This is a genomic window from Bacteroides reticulotermitis JCM 10512, from assembly GCF_000517545.1.
GTDB lineage: Bacteria > Bacteroidota > Bacteroidia > Bacteroidales > Bacteroidaceae > Bacteroides > Bacteroides reticulotermitis.
On the sequence record NZ_BAIV01000029.1, the window covers coordinates 44,269 to 62,719 of the forward strand.

Sequence of the window (18,451 nt, forward strand, 5' to 3'; positions counted from 1 at the left end):
CTAATTTTGCGCTTGTATTGAAGTATAAACTATAAAATAATTCTGTAAGTACAGGATGGATGAGAATAATATTCTATGGAGAAGTTAGATGCGATTGATTTGAAGATTCTAAAGGCTTTGCAGGCAAATGCGAAATTGACAACCAAAGAGTTGGCTTCGGCCGTAAATTTGTCGGCTACCCCGGTGTTCGAACGTCAGAAACGCTTGGAGCGCGAAGGGTTTATCAAACGATATTCAGTAGTCTTGGATGCCGATAAGTTAGGAAACAGCTTCATTGTATTCTGCAACATTCGCCTGAAGCAGCACAGCAAAGAGTACGGACAGCAATTCATGGCAGCCATCGAAACGATCAAAGAAATCACCGAATGCTATAACACATCCGGTGATTACGATTTTATGATGAAGATTTATGTACGCGACATGAAACACTACCAGGACTTTATCCTCAATACGCTGGGTACTATCGAATGCATCGGCAGCCTGCACAGCGTGTTTGCCATAGGCGAGGTGAAGCCGTTTAGCGGTATTCCCCTGCCGGAGCAGTAGCTGGTTGAGCTAGCCCAATGCCAGAATCAGCAATTGGGCAGTCAGTACCCGCAGGAACATAGTCAGCGGATAAACAGTTGCGTAGCCCACTGCCGGAGCATCGCAGGAAGTCTGGTCATTCGAATAGGCCAATGCCGGAGGATCTGTCGTAGATCCCGCGATAACTCCCATCAAGGTGAAATAGTTCAGTTTGCAGTACCATCTTCCGATCATACCTACGATAAGTAAAGGTAGAACGGTGATAATTACCCCATAGCCAACCCATATATATCCGCCGCCATAGATTACGGTGTCGATAAAGCCTTCTCCGGCACCCAGTCCCACACAGGCTAAGAAGAGTGCGATACCGATTTCGCGCAACATCAGGTTGGCACTCATGGTCGTGTATGTGATAAGTTTGAGTTTCGGGCCGAAGCAGCTGATTAGAATCGAAACGATAAGCGGGCCGCCTGCCAATCCCAACTTGACCGGTTGCGGAATGCCGGGGAAAGCAAACGGTATACTACCCAGAATACAACCTAGCGCAATCCCGATAAAGATAGGGATCAGGTTCGGATGATTCAAACGTTTCAACGAGTTACCGAGCACCTTTTCCGCATGGCTAACCGACAGTTCGGTTCCAACCACCGTAACCCGGTCGCCCATTTGTAAGTGTAGGTTCGGCGAAGCGACCAAGTCCACCCCCGAACGATTAATCCGGGTAATATTCGCCCCGAAGTTATTTCGTATTCTAAGTTGCGAAAGCGTCTTTCCGTTCAGTTCCGGTTTGGTAATCAGAATGCGTCGGGAAATCAGTTCTTTGTTCAGGTCATTCCACTCCATCTGCGTCTCCTTGCCGAAGAAGATCGTGATTGCCTCCATATCTATCGGGTTGGCAATAACCAGAATAATATCTCCTACATTCAATACAGTCTCCGAGTTGACCAGCTCCGTTACCCCTCCTTCGCGGTGGCGTATGCGTGATATGACGAATTTGCGATTCACCAGCGGGCCAAGCTCTTTAATAATGAGTCCGTCGATCGCCTCATTTCTCACCTCGATAGAGGTTGGGCGAACGGTCAGTTCTTGCAGATGGCCCAGACCTTTCTGAGCCTCTTCCTCTTCGCGAGTCGTGTTGATGCGGAGGATATATTTCAGGAAAATGAGTGATAGGATAATACCTACAACACCCAACGGGTAGCTGACCGCATAGCCCATGGCTATTTCGGGAGCATCGATCCCTCGTAAATCACTGTTGGCTTGTTGGGCAGCACCCAGACCGGGGGTATTGGTTACCGCACCCGACAAGATACCTACCATGGTCGTGATAGGCGTCCCTGTTACAAAATGCAGGATAACCGTGATCGCTACTCCGAGGAATACCACCAAAGCAGCCAGCATATTTAAGGTGAAACCACCCTTCTTAAATGCTGAAAAAAAGCCCGGCCCGACTTGCAGGCCGATTGAGTAAACAAATAAGATTAATCCGAATTCTTTTAGGAAATGGAGTAGGTGCTCATCCAGGTTCAGGTTGAAATGGCCGAACGCGATGCCGACAAATAGAATCCAGGTAACCCCGAGAGAAACACCCCATACTTTTATTTTTCCCAGCATGATGCCGAATGCTATGACAAGCGACAAAATTAAAACAGAGTGCGCCACCCCGCCTCCCCATAAATTGGGGTAACCTTCGAATAAATTTCTTAGAACTTCCATCGTTATTTATATTATGAATACATATGTATGCCATTACGTAAACCGCCCGAAGAATATATCTTCAAGTACGGCTTCTTAGAAACGGTTACTTAATAGTCGGCTGTTTTCCTATCCCACGAGTGAAGACAGCTTTTCAGACATTGAACGGCAGGTCTTCTGACTGGCTCCCTGCTTGGTGCCTTCCCGGATATTAGTCCAGTGCAGGAGTATTACCAAGAGTTGTATGGAGTTTCACAGCAGCGGGACTGTTCGGGATTTACACCCGATTCCCTTTTAATTTGGATAGCTAAAGGCCACCCAAAACCGATTCGGTGACAAAGATAGCCATTAATCGGGAATCATCACCATTTATGCGGAAAGAATCTTTTTTAGGGAATTTTACCTGTTTCGGTGACGCGGACGCGCATCTCCTGGGGATCGAACGTGATGGAATCGTTGCGAAACAGGCGTTCGATATGCCCGCTTTTGACCATCTCCGAAGTAGGTAAACTATAGAGTCGCGGGTTGTCAATCAGCATAATTGTGCTACAGAGCGAGAGAGCAATGTCCAGGTCGTGTGTAGAGAATACAATGCACTTTCGAGCATTCTCGGCTAAGGATTTCAGGAGTAGGCAAAGTTCGTACCGGTTGGGTAAGTCCAGAAAAGCGGTAGGTTCGTCGAGTAAGATAACCGGCGTATCTTGCGCCAGTGCCCGCGCTATCATAATGCGCTGACATTCACCGTCGGACATCTTATCCATCGTTTTGCCGGCATAATCACTCATTCCTACCAGGCGCATGGCCTCGGTCACCCGTTCCCGGTCTTCTTCTTGCAGGCGGCCCACCCAGTTGGTATACGGAGCACGTCCCAAAGAAACCACATCCTCGCAACTGAGATTAGCTATGCGCACTTTATCGGTCGTCACGAAACTGATCTTACGAGCCAGCTCTTCCGGTTTGAGACGAGCCACCTGCTTACCATCCAGGAGGATTTCCCCTTCCTGCGGTTTCTCCAAGCCCATAACGGCCCGAAGCAGCGTGCTCTTGCCCGTACCGTTGCGTCCCAGTAGGGCAACGAGTTGTCCGGTTGCTATCTCGGTGGAAACTTTATCCAGCAGGATGTGTTGGCCATAACCTAATGTCAGATCTTTGAGCTCAATCATTTGAATATACCTAAGTTTTTACTAATCACCCATAGAATAACCGGAACTCCGAGTAGGGCGGTGATGCAATTGATCGGCAACAGGAACTTCTTCGCAATGATATCGCAAATCAGCATACCGATCATGCCGATCAGCATTGTGCCGGGAACCAATACCCGATGATCGGCATTGCTGAACACCAGGCGTGTGATATGTGGAATAGCCAATCCGATAAATCCTACCGGGCCACAGAATGCGGTAACCGTTCCGGTCAGTAGCGCGGTGGACATAAAGATCAGGGTACGTGAGCGTTTGACGTTCATGCCCATGGTGCGTGCATAGTTCTCGCCGAGCAGCAACAGGTTCAATGACTTGATGCAAGCGACGGATAAAACCAGTCCGACGCAAAGCACAGGTATCATGATTGCCAGTTGGCTGGAGGTGATATGTCCAAGTGATCCCATCGACCATAAGGTGAACATCTTCAAGCGTTCGGCGGAACTCAGGTATTGCAGGATCTGAATGATGGCACCCGTTACGTACCCGATCATGACCCCCACAATCAATACACCCAGAATGTTCTTTACCTTCCGGCTGAGAATAGCGATACCCAATAAGATAACGGAAGTTCCGATCCAGCCCGAACCAACGATACCAATGGACTGTAACATCGGGAAATCAGTCCATCCCAATGTCGGTGCGCCCAATACAAATAGCGCGACTCCTAGCCCTGCGCCCGAACTGACTCCCAATAGATACGGGTCCGCCAATGGATTTTGAAAGACGGTCTGCATTTGCAGTCCGCTTACGGAAAGAGCGATCCCTATCAAAGCGGCAACGCCAACCCGGATAAAACGGATCGAGAGCAAGATGTTGCGTGTGGTGCCGTCACATTCGCCTCCGGTAAGTACCGCCCATATCTTGCCAATGGGGATAAAGGTATCTCCGGTTGCCATATCCGCCAGAAGCAGGACGATGGCAATGATACCCAAAGAGGTAAATAGCAGGGAGGTTCGTTTTCCGTTTTTACTCATTGCAACTGTCGGTAATAATAGAGTGAATCGGGAACCAGTTCCGGATGGAAGATATGTATCAAATCGCGCAATACGATGTCGGGGTGTACGACCGCCGATTCCCAATAGTCGTTGCCGCCCGTAGCCGTCAATCGTAGGTTGTTGTTGTAAACCGTCTGGTTGTGTACAGCTTTGGCAGCGGAGAATTTCGGGTTCATCTTATTCAATTCCTTCAACGAAGAAGCCATGCCTAAGTTGATCCAGTAATCCGCTTTCTGTATCAATTGGTAGGCTGTTTCCAAACCGATGGGCGTGGAGCTGGTCGTTGTATTCTCCTTATAAATATAGTCCCCTCCCGCATCGGCAACCAGGCGTGCCATATAACTCTGAGTCGACGGCATTACCCAACTATCATTCCAAGGCGTGTTGAACATCACCGTAGGCCGTTGCTCTACCGAATCGGTAAGCGCTTTCAGAGCGTGATAGCGTTGGGGAATCTCCCGGAATGCGTCGATACTTTTCTGCCGAATGTCCATCAATTCCCCTAAGACAACAAGCCATTCCGCTTTGCCCAGCGGAGATTCTTCCAGGTATTCACCTACGTACATCGAAGGGATGGACAACTCTTTCAGCTTGTCGGTCACACTTGCCTGCGCATCTCCAATGCCATACAGCAGTACCAGATCAGGCTTTAGTCCCAGCAACAGTTCATAATTCATTTCAGCACCCATATCCTGAATCGAATCCTTGTGTGCTAGAACGTAGGCGTTGGAAACATAATTGATGCCCGAAACTCCCACGATGCGGCTGACTTCCCCTAAGGCGTCGAGCATGGCGATGTACGAAGAAGACATACAGACAATTCGTTTCGCACCGGCAGGAATAACGGTTCCGCTAAATCCGGCAGGTGGTTGTTCGTTGTTGCGTGAGATGAAATAAGGCATCTCGATGTTGGTTGCCCCTTGCCAGGGGTTGAATGTTCGGATGATGGTGCTGGCAGTATTGTCCGCCCCTATTATTTTGAATCCCGAAGCGTATTCGGGCGCATATACTTCGTTGCTAAAAGCTTCCAGCGAAACCTTGTTGCCTGATTTGCAACCTGACAGTACAAGCAGGCAAAGCAGCGTAAGGGTTGAAAGGGTATGTCTCATATTCTAGTGATTCTGTTTTTAAATGAATAAATGTCAGTTGCTTTTATGTCCCCACCGTGGGTTGATGCTGACGGTGAAACCATAGTTCCTCCGGGGCATGGGGCGACTGAGTACGGATATATATTCTTCGTTGAAGAGGTTGTACACCGAGAACTTCACGGATACCCCCGTTTGCTTCCACTTGAACCGTTTCTCCAGCGATACATCATTCATATAGTAAGCGCCGAGTTGGTCCCGCTTGGTGTACATCTCGTTGCTTGAAGTCGTATAGCGTTGGCTGTAATAGTTATACTTATATATAAAGAAGAAATCCTTCCAACTCACCTGCGTCATGAGCGCCGACGAGTACTCAGGTATGTAAACCAATTGCTTGCCGGTCGATTTATCTTCCGAGCTAACCGGTTCGCTCTTGTTGATTGCCTTGGTGTGCGTCCAGTTGGCGTCCATCCACAACGTCCACTCTCCCAAACGAAGCGAAGCCTTTCCCTTTAGTTCGAGACCGTAGCTGTGTACCTGCTTCACGTTGCGAGGTGTCCAGTACCCTTTGGTGGTAGGAATCCAGAGAATCCAGTCGTCGATGTGCGAATCAAAAACGGTGGCTTCACCTTTCAGGGTGAAAAGCTCATCCGATTTGAGCGTAAACTCCAGGCCGGTGTCGTATGTAAATCCTTTCTCGGGTGCCAGATTCGGATTGCCTCCCGGCTGAAAATAAAGGTCATTCAGCGTAGGGTAGCGGTAGTTGCGGGCGATAGAAGCTTGAACATAAGTCCGTAACGCGGCCAGAGGGTGACGTCCAGAAAGGCGGCCGGAATGAGCGGCGTGAATTTATTGTAATACATACCCCGCAGGTCGGCTGCTAATCCCACGCGTGACCAAGGGCGGTAGCGTACGGTAGCGAGTGCGGAAATCTCCGGGCGGCTCTCAATATACCCACCTTGTCCACACTTTCCCACGTATCGGCATAGTTGAATGTTCCGTTTAGGTTGGCACCGATCATCACTTCTCAGAAGGGATATATTCTACATTGCCCGACATAAAACCGGAATAGACATAGCTGCTTGCATTTTGCATGCGGTTCAGTTGCTCTTCACCTACTCGCGAGTCGTATTTATACTGCATATGCGTGTAGGTATAGCCCAGCTTACCGGATGCTTTCAGCTTCTCGCTGTTCGATCCCATCCGCCGACGGCACGGAACGTAGTTTCCTCCTGCCGGGTTTTATAGTTTGCCTCTTCGCGTTGGTCGGATGTAAGCATCGGTACGCCCCGGTCGGAATTCATCAGCCAAGCGGTGAGCGAAAACTTATTGCCGTCTTTGCGGTCGTAATAAAGTTCCTGCATCAAGTGGAAGTCCTGATACTGGCAGTTCTTGTTCGTGGACTTTTCATATTCCGGGTTGTAGCTACCGTCTTCGTTGAGTTGCGCTTTATCGTAATTGGTGTAGCTGAACTCGTTTTTCGATTTGGCGAAGTAGAGGCGGGTCGAACTTTGCCACTTCTCGCCTGCATAACTGAAACGAAGGAAGTCGTCAAAAGTTCGGTAACTACTGATACCTTGCACAAAGTGCAGATCGAACCCTTTTTTCCTTTCGGGGCCTGTGCCCAATGTAATCGCACCACCCAGTCCGCTACCGCTAACATTGACCGAACTTGCCCCGTGCCACAGACTCATGTCGTCGATGAAATAGGAGGGGATGAGTGAGAAGTCCACCTGTCCCAACATGGGTGAATTGATACTCATGCCGTTCCAAAGTACTTGCGTATGCGAGGGAGCCGTACCGCGGAAAGAAGCGGTTGCCATGGTTCCCCTGCCGTAACTTTTGATAAAGATCGAGGTACTTTGCGACAAAACGTCTGCCAGGCTATTGGCTATATTCTCACGCAGAACGAGTGTGTCGAGTACCGTTTTTGTGGCTCCGATATCGCGGAAGGGACGTTTGCCGACAATGGTGACCGTGTCCAGACGTAACTGCCAGGCCACTTTCTTGTCTTGTCCTTGCAGGGTTAGTACCCAGCAAAGCAGGAATGCGATACTTATCCGTATTTTAGTTATCATACTCATGGACGGTTGTATTTAAAGCAGAACGCTCCCGGGATGATACCTACCTTGAAGGTGTCTACCGGTACGGCTTGCGAGGTGTAGCGGAAGATAGCTCCGCGTTGTTGATAGTCGATGGCATCAGCCACATAGACCTCCGACGTATAAGGGTCGATCGTCAGGCCGTAGAAGATGCTATTCTTCTCCGGTCGTTTTAAGAAAGGGCGTACCGGTGTGCGCGTGGCGGTGACGTCCATCCGCCAAATGTCGTTGCAGATATAATAGAGTGTATCTCGTTCGCCGTTGAGCGTAACTTCCGAAGCGTTCTCCCCTTTGGTGAAGGTGAATTTATTTTCTATCGTCCGTGTGGCGGCATCTATCTTGTAGAGTGCCGGAGCTTCGTATCCGTAGGGGCTACCTTCGTATCCGCCATCGGTTATTGTCCACAGCTTACCATATTTATCGAGAACGAGTGAAGTAGGTTGCACGCCTACGGCGATTCTGTCTACCACCTTGTCCGTTTCGGTATCGATAACCAGGATAGAGTTGTCGTACGACCAACAGTTGACAAACACGTACTTGCCGTACTGCACCATTTGTTCGGTCGATTTATGGCCTTGGGTGTCGATCGTTCCCGTCTTCTCCAAGGTCTGGGGATTGAAAACCGTGATAACGGGCGCATAAAGATCGGTTATATAAGCTTTGGTATCGTTCACAAAGTGCACATAGCGAGGCGAAGAGAGGCCTTTGATACCTCCGAGCACCTCGAAAGTCTGTATATCGATGACGTAGACCACGCCTGAGTTGTTGACCACCACATAGCCTTTGCCTTTATGGATGGTCATCGATTGGGCAACATCTCCTAGCTTACGGCCATTCGCGCTGAAAAAGACGTCCTCCTCAACCTCTTTCGTATTCGTATCATAGTAAGAAAGGCTGGCATTGCCGTATTGAAAGTTGCCTTCATTGGTAATGAATAATCCGTTACCGGAGGCATTGAACGCTTTCTTCTCGAAAGGATCATAATCCATGCACGACGCTACGGCAAGAAATAGGAGAATTATGGGAAGAATTATAGGAGCCTTTTTGTTCATATGCATGCTTTTATCGGGCAAAAGTAGTAAAAAATAAGAAGATTCACCTGCCTGCTGAGAACTTTCGGCAGGCAGGTGAAGGTAAAACCGGATTGTCCGGCCTATTTAGAATGTAGGGACTAATTAGCGAATACTACCGAGTTGACGTTGGCAACGCCCGTCTCGATCGTATGCGTCGGGCCTGTACCATCCGATTTGAAAATGTTTAGATCCTGTCCCATGGACTGACCGATGCATACATCCCCGTTATACGGATTGACGGAAACACTATAGCCAAACATAAAATCGGGTAGGGTGCTCACATTAAATTGGCTCACTACTCCGGCAAAGGTTACTTTCTTCAGATGTGTATCGTAATCCATTGACATCCAATCAATATCCGCTGTGTAAACAGCATCGGCTCCGATTCCAAAACCTCCCACCTGATCGGTGATTTGGCTGTAACCGGTCGTGGTCAGTTTATACAAAGCCGAGCTCTCTGTTGTGTAGTTGCCCAGCGCGTTGAAGTAAATCGTTCCGTCGGGAGCCTGTTTGATGAGCTTCGGATTCGAAACAATGGTAAGCTGATCTTCTTCGCTTAGATCGAGTGGCAACACGGAGATCGTGTTTCCGCTTCCGGCAGACGTATCATTGGCGTTTCCGGAGTTGCAAACATAAACCTGATCGTTCGCTACACAGATACCTTCGGAATAGGTGGCTGCCAGTGCAAGGGAGTTTTGCTTGGCATAAACGAGGGTATCGATAGACATCACCGCTCCGGAATAGAGACTGATGTACACTTTTCCACCGTGAGCTGCCAAATGGCGAGGCATGATCTTATGTCCACTCTTGGGGTCGTCGTACTGAATGAGTGAAGTTAGTGCTGTACCTGTACCGGCATTAAACACCCGGATTCCTCCATTGTCGGCTGTAAGACCATTGCCGCTCACAGCACAATACAATTTAGAACCGTATTTAATGAGCGCATTGCCGGTGTCTCCTACCTGAGTTCTGGAGATTTCGTTCCAAAGGCTATCATATTTAATTAAATATCCCGGGATGGACGCATTGCCCGCTTTCCAGGTTCCTTCACATAATACATACGCATGCAACCATCGGGTGTCATTCGTTGAACGTGTAGGCTCTTCGGTTGGTTGAGAATCGTCCAGCACTTCGTCCAGCACATCATTCGTACAACTGCCTAACGCTACGATAAGTGCGCAAGCAGCACAGAAAAGGAGATTTTTTTTCATAAGTTTGTTTTTTAATTATTGCTAAAATACCGGTAGGTGAGTCTTTCATCTGTTGTAAGGTCGGATTGGAACCGCAATATGTGACTGTCCATTTGCTCACTTGCTCGATCATAGGCTTGAACGGGCTGAAGTTGAACAGCTTCTTAAAGCCTTTGATGGTCACCTCTCCTACAGAACTTAGCTTGGGGAAACAATTGATCTGCGTAATCGTCTGTTGCGAGGTTGTTTTGCCTGCTATGTTCAGTTCCCCGCCGACTTTGCTCAGTACGGGTAGGTTGATATACGAAAGGTCTGCCTGACTGGTGTTGACGGTGAGAGCCAGACTTCCCGTGACCTCGGTCAGCTTGGGTGCGTTGAGGCGAGTGGCTACTCCGTTGCTTCCCAGATGCGTCTTAATGCTGCCTACCGATTCCAAGTCCGGCAGCAGTAACTCATCCAGCACGTTCATGGTAACCGGACTGGTGCTCAGGCTTCCGGTGATCGCCTTCACCCCGTCTAAGGAGACGCTACCCCGTGCCGTGCGGATGGAATAGTTGGCTATCGTGTTTATGCCCACGAGAATAGGCAACGGAGCCTGATTGTTGTTGGCAAACTCAATGTCACCAAAGGTGTCTTTACCCGTCAGGGTGAATTGATCGGTGCCGTTTGGGGAAATGGTAAGTTTCTCGATAGTCTTGCCGGTAGCGTCCAGTTGCAAAACAGAGGTCGAAGAGAGGGTAAGAGTCTCTATGCTTTCGAGGTCTTTTATAGTGGTATTGATGTCTGTAAACGACAGAGATTTCTGGAAACTCAGCGTAGATAAAGCCTTTAATTTCGGAATACGGAGAGTTTCCAAACTTTCTGCCCCTTCGAATCTGATTCGGGAACAAGTGCCCAATATCGGTAAGTTGATTGTGGTCAGCTTGGGAAATCCTGCGCCGGAAGTGCTGGCGTATAGATAGAGCTGATCTCCGATGGATTCCAAATCCGGGAACTCCAAGTCAGTTAGTTGATTGCTATTGAAGATTATACTTCCTCCCACCTGCTGGAGAGAGTTCATGTTGAAAGAGGTTATGCTCGTTTCCTGAATCTCCGAGTTTCCGAGAATAGTCTTCAGAAGAGGCATCGAAAGGGATTCAATCTGTTTACCGTTATATAGGTTCAAATCTCTGCGAATGAGTGTGAGGGCAGGGAAGGAGACCGACTTGAGGTTTTTGGCAACGCCTGTTCCGACAGTCGTGATCAAGATGCTTCCTGCTCGCTTGATTTTAGCCAGTCCGTCAAGGTACTCGCCTTGATAGTATTGCCCGATCTGAAGTTGCCCCATTACCTCGGTGAGCTTGGATAAACCATTCAGATTCATGATCGGATCGGTTGTGTTCTCAGTAAGTCCAATGAATAGGCTTCCTTCTATGGCCGTTACCCCGTGCGTGCCGAACGCATCGACTTCCGCTTGTGAGTTGAGGGTGATGTTGGCCACCTCGCTGACGGGCGTGTACTGGATGGTGTATTTGTACGTCCGTCTGGTCTGGTTATACGACTTCACAACGAACTGTTGTTCTTCGTTCCATAAGTTTATGCCCGCGGGATCGGGGAAGATGGCGGCCTGTTCGCTCAGGCGATAGGTGGCGGTAGCTCCCGCAAGTTCGGTACCTTCGGGAACGGTTATCACGATCTCGTTGTCGTCAATGGCTGCCTGCCACGTGGTTACTCCCTGGGTGAGGGAGAATGAAAGCATATTGTTGTCCAGTCCGACGAACGGGCTGTTATCGTCGTCGTCACTACAACCTGTGAACAAGGTTACGGCGCAAAGAACCGACAAAAAGGTTTTTCCTAAAATATTCAGAGTCATATCTGTAATGCTTTAAATTTATAGTTATTGCAGGGTGGAAGGTGATTCGTTCATCTGGTTGTCGGTGAAGCCGAAAACTTCTGTGGACAACTCTCCGAGCACACCTGCTACCGACTGGATGCCTGTCTGCACTTTGATGAAGTCGATGTAGCGCAACGTCACTTTTTCTCCGTTGGGATACATCGCGTTGGCTATCTTGAATCCGTTACCGGCAGGGTCTGCGTTGGCATTCTCTCCACCGACGAAGTCAGTTCCCCAGTTGTCGGCATAGCCCAATCGTAGGCATCGTTGTACCATAGGCCGTCATGACGGGTATTCGCTTTCAGGCGTGTACCGCGCAGGGTATATTGGGCATCTTTGAGCAGGAAGGGAAGGAGGGTTTCAGATCGACGCTGCCGGAGTTGCCGCGATTGTCTGTCCATTGCAGAGGCATATTGGTTTTAGGAGCGCGATAGTAGGTCACTGCATAGTTCTGATACGTTTCCGCTTTGCCGGTCTCGCTGCCGCGCAGTTCGTACCAAGTATCATCAGGCTTTCCGTTACCGTTCTCGTCCTGCATCACGTAAACAATGCCAGGCTCGGAACTTCCTTTGAAGGCATTGCCTGTAATGAAGAAGTCGTAACCGTTGTTCTTGTTGTAGATGCTGTGGTCGAGGCCTACCACGATGTAGCCGCCCCAAGCCCCCAACGATATATAGTTCTTATCTTGGTTGATTCGCCGCTCGGCATACGTGTTGGCTTCCGCCTGTGTGGCTCCGTTAATCTGGCTAACGAATTGTCCCGGTGCAGGCAAGAGGTCAAATACGGTGATCTGCATGCTCGAGCTATTAGCTGTGGGAGCGCGGTAATATTTGGCTTCGTTGGTTGTCAGGCAGACAACGGTTTGTGTGGCACTCTTCACCACGGTGCCGTCTGTTCCGGTCACTTTCACCTGATAGTTTCCGGCACTGGGAGGTGTAAAGGTGAAGGTGGATTGTGTTTGGCCTTGTTGGGTCACTCCGTCCACTTGCCATACATAGGTCGCGTTGGCGGTGGCATCGGTGATGACGGGAGATACGCAGGCGGCACGTCCGGTGGGAACAGTCAGCTGGGTCTCGTTGAACACGATGTTCATCTCCGGCTTGTCCGATACCAGTATCGAGGTGGTGGCGTTGCCGCTACCGTCTTCGTTGGTTACCACAAGTTTCAGACTGAACTGTCCTTTTTCACTGGGTTTGAATGTGTAGGTGGGTTCTGTTCCTACCGTTTTGCCATCCATCGTCCAGGCATAGGTGCTCCCATCGGTGATGTTGACGGAAGATACAATGCTTATATCTTTACCTATATACGTATTGTAGAGAGGGATTAGCGATACGGCAGGGATCATTTTATCTACGACCTCTACACGTATTTCTTCTTCCGCATAACCATTTTCGGTGTCAACGCGAAAGCGAAGAAAGACCGATCCGGCAGTTTTGGACGAATAGGTGCAGGAGACGTCTTTACTAATGATTTTCCCATCTTTATCTTTCCACGTATAGATGGGGTCAGTGGCATTTGTCACGACGGGCGTGATGGTGATGTCTTTCAGTATTTTCACTGCGTAGACGCCTGTGCCGTTCTCAAATGTGATTACGGGAGGAGTACCTTTCGAGATTTCTTCATCACGGTCGTTTCCGCACGAAGCAAGTGCCATTACGCAGCAAAGCGTTAGTAAATTGGCGGTTGTTTTTAAAAATCCATTTATCATGAGCATTCTTTTAAGTTGCTGAATTGATGATAATGGATTTCACTCGGGTGCAGAGATACCCGGTTAGTGTGAATAGAAGGAGTCCGTTTTCACGATACATTGCTGTATACCCGAAAAGGACAACGACCTACTTCCCGAACGCCGCAGGAGTAAAATCCAACTGCAAGGAGGCAGGTCTTCTGACTTATTCCCGTATTTGTAGCGCCTTCCCAGAAGTAATATCCAGTGGCATTGTACTACAAATTGCATGACATCATAGTCATACGGGGAAAATACAGCAGCGGCTACTGTTACCGATTCACACGGTATTCCCTTTTTAATCCGATACCGCATCGAACGCGGCAACGGATACCAACTTTGCAAAGGCAAAGATAGTTATATTTCTGTATATTGTGTTTTTATTAACAATTTATTTAAGCGGATTGCCGAAAAAAGAGGTGTGGACTGTCTTGCGGCGGGGATAAGTTTCGGCTTGATAATTAGTGTGTTGCCAATGGTTTGCTATGCCGGGCTGACTTGCGGATGCGGTTGCTTCTGATAACTGTCGGCACGCCTTGTAAGGATTCGTTAGTTGGCTGAGGAAGGGGTGGCTTGATTATCGTCTTGTTGAAAAGGAGCTGTTCCTTTGCCCCGGGCAAATACCAAAATGCCCTGGGCAAACGGATCATTTACCCAGGGCAAAAGTTGTTGTTCCCCTGGGCAAAGCAAACGTATGCCTCGGGTGATTCTTAGTATGCTTCTTTCAAGCTCTTACCTATGTTACTGCATTACAGCAATATCGTCTACGCAGAAGTAAGTCGGTGTGTTGACACCGTACTCTCCTTTGTCAGAACCGTCCATGGTGAAGCTCAGTTTGTGCACTTTGCCCAGCGAGCTCAGGTCTACCCGTTTCCATTGGTTAACGATACCGCCGGCATTCTGTGTGCGGAAGTCTGCCAAGAAGAATTCTACCGTTCCCGTAGACTTGCCGGCTGCACTGAATCCTTCAACGACGAGTTTGAACCAATCTTTGGCATCGTAGGAGAGTTTCTTAGCGTAGTTGTTGCCGTTAGTCATCGTTAGAGCCGCATACGTACTGTTGGTAAAGTAGGCGTGGTCGATTATATGTTCGGCATTTGCAGTTTGGAAGTTCATCGTAGGCGCGTCGTTATAGCTGCTGACATAGCTTACGGCAAAAGTCTTAGACTTATTGTTACCTCCGTTTTTCTGATTGTTATCTCCGAAGAATACGCTGCATTGATTGGTATAATCTTCTTTCGTCAAGTCATTCCACTGAGAAATGGCTATACCTCCTGAATAGAAAGCGGTTGCATCTGTATTGAAGAATAAATCGGACGAACTGTCGTGGTAACCGGTATATCTCTCCGGATTTGTACCGGTATAGGTCGAAGCCAGATTTTCTCCTTCTGCTGTTGGTCCGGCAAGATACTTGGCATTTACATCTTCAAATGTGACGAGGTAGAACGCTTTTACTTTCAACGAAGCCTTTGCTGATCCGGCAAGTATATCGATTGAACACTGCTGGCCAAACTGCTACTTACCAGGGAAGGTGCTGTAACGATCAACTTATCATTCTTGATTTTGGCTTCCCATCCGTTGGGTGTGTTGAAGGAAGTAGACGTAACTTCGCTCAAAACAACCGGGAACTCGCGGGTTTCTCCATAAACAAACTCTTCTACATCATTGGCCGTGAGCTGGATCGATGGGTTTAAATCGTCATCCGATGAACAGGATACAAATAGGCAGGTTAAAACTAAAAGGAATAATGACTTCTTCATACGCTTATTATTAATGTTAAACATAAAATCCATTTTATGTATCGGAGCGTATGTCTGATCAGATAAGTTGGTAGCCGGCGACTTCTTTGTCAGTGCTAATTCTTGCAAAAGCGTTTAAAGCAGTCTTCGGTACTCTCATATCTTGTAAGAGTGACTCCGATTGCCAAGGCAGGTTTTCTGACTCATTCCGGTTTTACGCCTTCCCAACCCTAAACGGTCAGTGGCTATTGGTAAAACTGTTTTGTTCGTTTCCGAACAGGAATTTACAGCAGCAAGAACTGTTGCCGGATTACACGGCATTCCCTTTTCATCTCTTTCCGCCGGATCATCAGACGGAAAGAAACACCTTCACGCTGCAAAAATAGTCTTTATTAGTAAAGGACCATGTAGTTTTTCAAAAAGATTCTTCTTTTTCCTTCAAATTAGTAAAAAGACGCTTGCAGCGCTCGAGAGTATCTGTGTTGCTCTATCTGTGTGCAGAGAATCGGTTTGCACCCTCAGACGGATACCGGATTTTGTCTTTCATTTTACAATTTGTTTTTGTTTTCATTTGCTTATCGTATCTTTGCCCCAGAAATTTTGGTGTCACTCTTCCGATTCTACGGTAAGAGTGGTGAAAAGGGAATCAGGTGTAAGTCCTGAACAGACCCGCTGCTGTAAGCTCCGCCAAAAGTTTTCCCGCAAGACTCAAATCCACTGTCTCGCTTTAGAGAGATGGGAAGGGCGTTGGGAAGATGGAGTAAGTCAGAAGACCTGCCAGAATTGAATTTCTGAAACTTTCTGGGATTGAAGTTTGGAATGTGCAGTTTTATCTATCATCCGAGTACCTTGTTGTACAATAGGCGGAATATGCAGCGTTTGCCTGCGTAATACGCTGTGCTTGCCGTTCTTTGAAAGAGAACAGACTGCCCTTTTCCTTATATACGCATCTCCGGAGGTTGGCTTTTGAAAAAACAGATACGCTGTTGAACGTTGAAGTCCGAAGCGAGCAAGAGAATGCCTGCCCAAAGGTTGAAGCCGTTCAGGCGTTAACAAGTCATATCTTTAATATATTAATTGAAACTAGAAATGAAAAAGTATTTTTTACCCGCAATTGTAGCCTTGAGTCTGGGTTTTGTGTCTTGTACGGATGACGAACCGGAAGATCCGCAAATAAAACAATATGAAGATTCGCAACCATCGGCTGTCAAAGCAGCTAAAGGTTTTTATGTAGCCAATGAAGACTGGTTTGGTCATGACAACGGTACGGTGAACTATTTTAAAGTAAATGGAACCGGCTATGACGTGGTGTACCGTGCTTATCGCGCAGCCAATGAAGGTGAGACGCTGGGCGTGACCACAGAGTTTGGCACCACCTGGGGATCGTATGTCTACCTATTGTCCAAACAAGGAAACCGCTTGGTAGTGGCCGATGCGAATACACTGAAAAAGAAAGCCGTATTTACCGACATCGGAGGCGACGGGCGTGCGTTTGTCGGAGTAGACGATCAAGTAGGATATGTAAGCCACAGTGCAGGTGTTCGCCGGTTTGATATTGCGAATCTGCAACTGGGAGATCCCGTAGAAGGTGTTACCGGTCAGGTGGGTACTATGTGCTATGCCGAAGGCCGGTTGTTTGCGTTGACACAGAAGAAGGTTTATGTGATCGATGTAGCGACCAACAAGATCGAACAAGCGATGACCGGGACATTCAATGCCTTAACCAGAAGTAAGGACGGAATCGTGTGGGTTGCCACATCTACCGACTTCCTGAAAATAAACCCGCGGACCTTGGAAGAGCAAAGGATGGCATACCCGGAGGGAATCAAAATTGGTGGTTCTTGGAGTGCATGGAATGCAGGCAGTTTGTGTGCCTCTACCCAAGAGAACGTACTTTATTGGGGACATGGCAAAAGTACATGGAGCATCACAGCCATTGCACAATACAACATCGATACCCAAGCATTCAACTCTTCATTCTATACGTTGGGGAAGAACGAGGACAAACAATTGTCTCTCTACGCTGCCGGTATACGTGTTGATCCGCTAACCGATCGTGTGGTCGCCACCGTTACCCGGGGATATGAGAACTTCAACTGGGTGTATCTGATTGCTCCGAATGGAACGCTGGAGAAAGAAATTGTAGTGAATGGCGGTCAGAATTCCGAAGCGGACGGATACTATTGGTTTCCTGCGGTACCTTTCTTCGAAGATGCCAACAAACCGGAAATCTTAACGAATCAGATCCTGCTGGCTTCGAATGAAACTCAAACAATCGACCTGACCGAGAAGATGATAGATGCCGATAATACAGCGCTTTCCATCATCCGTGAGGTAGAGTTTGCCGACAATGATTTGGTTACTTCTTCCCTCAAAGACAACGTTCTGACCGTTACATCTAAAGGAGGTATAGGTAGCACGACATGTAAGTTTATCGCCATTTCAAACGGAGAAAAGGTAGAGAAGACCGTGCGTGTTGATGTCGTTTTGAAGAAATAAAATTAGGCGGGGTGCGTTGCTATTTTTAGAAATAATTCGTATGTTTGCTAGACGAATACTAAAACAAGCGAAGTACTATGAATGAGAAATATGTCATAAACATTGGTCGCCAGCTTGGTAGCGGTGGAAAAGACATCGGTGAAAAGCTGGCCGCCCGTCTGGGAATCGGTTTCTACGATAAAGAACTGATTAATTTAGCTTCCGAAGAGAGCGGGTTGTGTAAGGAACTTTTTGAGAAAGCGGATGAGAAAGCTTCACAGAGTCTGATCGGCGGCGTGTTCGGTATGCGTTTCCCTTTTGTTAGCGAAGGCGTAATGCCCAGTCTGAACTGCCTGAGCAACGACGCGCTTTTCAAGATTCAGAGTGACGTGATCCGGCAGTTGGCAGCCGAGAAATCCTGCCTGTTTGTTGGCCGTTGTGCCGACTACATCCTGCGAGAACATCCCCGTTGCGCGAACATATTTATCTCCGCTTCGAAGGAAGATCGTATCCAACGACTTTGCCGGATGCACCAGATACATGAAGATGCTGCTGAGGCCATGCTCGAAAAGGCTGATAAGAAGCGTGCGGAATACTATAATTACTATAGCTTTAAGACCTGGGGAGCAGCGGGAACGTATCACCTGTGTATCGATTCCTCTACGTTGGGTATCGACGAAACGGTGGAGTTTATCGAAGAGTACGTGGTCAAGAAACTGAAACTCGAACGCTGAAAATCCGGATTTCTCCCGGTTACAGTTTCCTGAA

Annotated in this window: 18 protein-coding genes and 4 riboswitches; of the genes, 3 read left to right on the forward strand and 15 right to left on the reverse strand. The window is 48.1% G+C overall.

Translation table 11 applies throughout. From position 1 onward, the window contains the following. The first annotated feature begins 75 nt into the window (after positions 1 to 75). The gene (locus tag JCM10512_RS16275; RefSeq protein WP_044164744.1) at positions 76 to 546 is read left to right on the forward strand and encodes an Lrp/AsnC family transcriptional regulator; all 471 of its coding nucleotides are present in this window, start codon (positions 76 to 78) and stop codon (positions 544 to 546) included. 9 nt (positions 547 to 555) lie between these two features. On the opposite strand, the gene JCM10512_RS16280 is transcribed toward JCM10512_RS16275, so the two are convergent. The 15 genes from JCM10512_RS16280 to JCM10512_RS16330 all read right to left on the reverse strand — a co-directional run bounded on the left by JCM10512_RS16280 (position 556) and on the right by JCM10512_RS16330 (position 15,226). Next, positions 556 to 2,241: a putative transporter gene (locus JCM10512_RS16280; protein WP_044164745.1), complete on the reverse strand. Its 1,686-nt coding sequence runs from the start codon at positions 2,239 to 2,241 to the stop codon at positions 556 to 558. Positions 2,242 to 2,371: 130 nt separating this feature from the next. Next, a riboswitch (cobalamin riboswitch) is annotated at positions 2,372 to 2,564 on the reverse strand. A gap of 45 nt (positions 2,565 to 2,609) precedes the next feature. Continuing rightward, positions 2,610 to 3,383: an ABC transporter ATP-binding protein gene (locus JCM10512_RS16285; RefSeq protein WP_044164746.1), complete on the reverse strand. Its 774-nt coding sequence runs from the start codon at positions 3,381 to 3,383 to the stop codon at positions 2,610 to 2,612. Continuing rightward, positions 3,380 to 4,396, reverse strand: coding sequence for a FecCD family ABC transporter permease (locus JCM10512_RS16290; RefSeq protein WP_044164747.1), 1,017 nt, complete (start codon positions 4,394 to 4,396; stop codon positions 3,380 to 3,382). The genes JCM10512_RS16285 and JCM10512_RS16290 overlap by 4 nt, the downstream gene beginning before the upstream one ends. Then, on the reverse strand, positions 4,393 to 5,526 hold the full coding sequence (locus JCM10512_RS16295) for an ABC transporter substrate-binding protein (protein ID WP_044164748.1): 1,134 nt from the start codon (positions 5,524 to 5,526) through the stop codon (positions 4,393 to 4,395). Before JCM10512_RS16295 ends, JCM10512_RS16290 begins: the two co-directional genes overlap by 4 nt. Positions 5,527 to 5,559: 33 nt before the next feature. After that, positions 5,560 to 6,351 (reverse strand): TonB-dependent receptor domain-containing protein, encoded by a 792-nt coding sequence (locus JCM10512_RS22110; protein ID WP_081741400.1) that lies wholly within the window; start codon positions 6,349 to 6,351, stop codon positions 5,560 to 5,562. Continuing rightward, positions 6,246 to 6,479 carry a hypothetical protein gene (locus JCM10512_RS21525; RefSeq protein ID WP_052517254.1) on the reverse strand — a complete coding sequence of 78 codons (234 nt, stop codon included), beginning with the start codon at positions 6,477 to 6,479 and terminating at the stop codon, positions 6,246 to 6,248. Before JCM10512_RS21525 ends, JCM10512_RS22110 begins: the two co-directional genes overlap by 106 nt. Before the next feature lie 43 nt (positions 6,480 to 6,522). Next, on the reverse strand, positions 6,523 to 6,705 hold the full coding sequence (locus JCM10512_RS21530; RefSeq protein WP_052517255.1) for a hypothetical protein: 183 nt from the start codon (positions 6,703 to 6,705) through the stop codon (positions 6,523 to 6,525). Further along, positions 6,681 to 7,586: a TonB-dependent receptor gene (locus JCM10512_RS21535; protein WP_052517256.1), complete on the reverse strand. Its 906-nt coding sequence runs from the start codon at positions 7,584 to 7,586 to the stop codon at positions 6,681 to 6,683. The genes JCM10512_RS21530 and JCM10512_RS21535 overlap by 25 nt, the downstream gene beginning before the upstream one ends. Next, positions 7,583 to 8,656, reverse strand: a complete 1,074-nt coding sequence (locus JCM10512_RS16305; protein WP_044164749.1) for a YncE family protein — start codon at positions 8,654 to 8,656, stop codon at positions 7,583 to 7,585. Before JCM10512_RS16305 ends, JCM10512_RS21535 begins: the two co-directional genes overlap by 4 nt. A gap of 119 nt (positions 8,657 to 8,775) precedes the next feature. Continuing rightward, on the reverse strand, positions 8,776 to 9,888 hold the full coding sequence (locus JCM10512_RS16310) for a hypothetical protein (RefSeq protein WP_044164750.1): 1,113 nt from the start codon (positions 9,886 to 9,888) through the stop codon (positions 8,776 to 8,778). After that, positions 9,821 to 11,719 carry a leucine-rich repeat domain-containing protein gene (locus tag JCM10512_RS16315; protein WP_148298438.1) on the reverse strand — a complete coding sequence of 633 codons (1,899 nt, stop codon included), beginning with the start codon at positions 11,717 to 11,719 and terminating at the stop codon, positions 9,821 to 9,823. The genes JCM10512_RS16310 and JCM10512_RS16315 overlap by 68 nt, the downstream gene beginning before the upstream one ends. Before the next feature lie 24 nt (positions 11,720 to 11,743). Continuing rightward, positions 11,744 to 12,016 carry a hypothetical protein gene (locus tag JCM10512_RS24215; RefSeq protein ID WP_244437245.1) on the reverse strand — a complete coding sequence of 91 codons (273 nt, stop codon included), beginning with the start codon at positions 12,014 to 12,016 and terminating at the stop codon, positions 11,744 to 11,746. A gap of 25 nt (positions 12,017 to 12,041) precedes the next feature. Then, positions 12,042 to 13,448 carry a PKD-like domain-containing protein gene (locus JCM10512_RS16320; protein ID WP_244437246.1) on the reverse strand — a complete coding sequence of 469 codons (1,407 nt, stop codon included), beginning with the start codon at positions 13,446 to 13,448 and terminating at the stop codon, positions 12,042 to 12,044. 152 nt (positions 13,449 to 13,600) lie between these two features. Then, positions 13,601 to 13,819: riboswitch (cobalamin riboswitch) on the reverse strand. A gap of 388 nt (positions 13,820 to 14,207) precedes the next feature. Beyond that, the gene (locus tag JCM10512_RS21540; RefSeq protein WP_052517259.1) at positions 14,208 to 14,927 is read right to left on the reverse strand and encodes a DUF4465 domain-containing protein; all 720 of its coding nucleotides are present in this window, start codon (positions 14,925 to 14,927) and stop codon (positions 14,208 to 14,210) included. After that, positions 14,924 to 15,226 carry a hypothetical protein gene (locus JCM10512_RS16330; RefSeq protein ID WP_206777883.1) on the reverse strand — a complete coding sequence of 101 codons (303 nt, stop codon included), beginning with the start codon at positions 15,224 to 15,226 and terminating at the stop codon, positions 14,924 to 14,926. The genes JCM10512_RS21540 and JCM10512_RS16330 overlap by 4 nt, the downstream gene beginning before the upstream one ends. Before the next feature lie 150 nt (positions 15,227 to 15,376). Continuing rightward, a riboswitch (cobalamin riboswitch) is annotated at positions 15,377 to 15,591 on the reverse strand. A 198-nt stretch (positions 15,592 to 15,789) separates the two neighbouring features. Then, positions 15,790 to 16,001: riboswitch (cobalamin riboswitch) on the forward strand. A gap of 293 nt (positions 16,002 to 16,294) precedes the next feature. On the opposite strand from JCM10512_RS16330, the gene JCM10512_RS16335 reads away from it, so the two are divergent. Together JCM10512_RS16335 and JCM10512_RS16340 are read left to right on the forward strand one after the other, a co-directional pair. Further along, positions 16,295 to 17,704, forward strand: a complete 1,410-nt coding sequence (locus JCM10512_RS16335) for a DUF5074 domain-containing protein (protein WP_044164752.1) — start codon at positions 16,295 to 16,297, stop codon at positions 17,702 to 17,704. Between the two features lie 77 nt (positions 17,705 to 17,781). Further along, complete coding sequence (locus JCM10512_RS16340) at positions 17,782 to 18,417, forward strand: cytidylate kinase-like family protein (RefSeq protein ID WP_044164753.1); 636 nt, start codon at positions 17,782 to 17,784, stop codon at positions 18,415 to 18,417. Positions 18,418 to 18,451 lie beyond the last annotated feature (34 nt).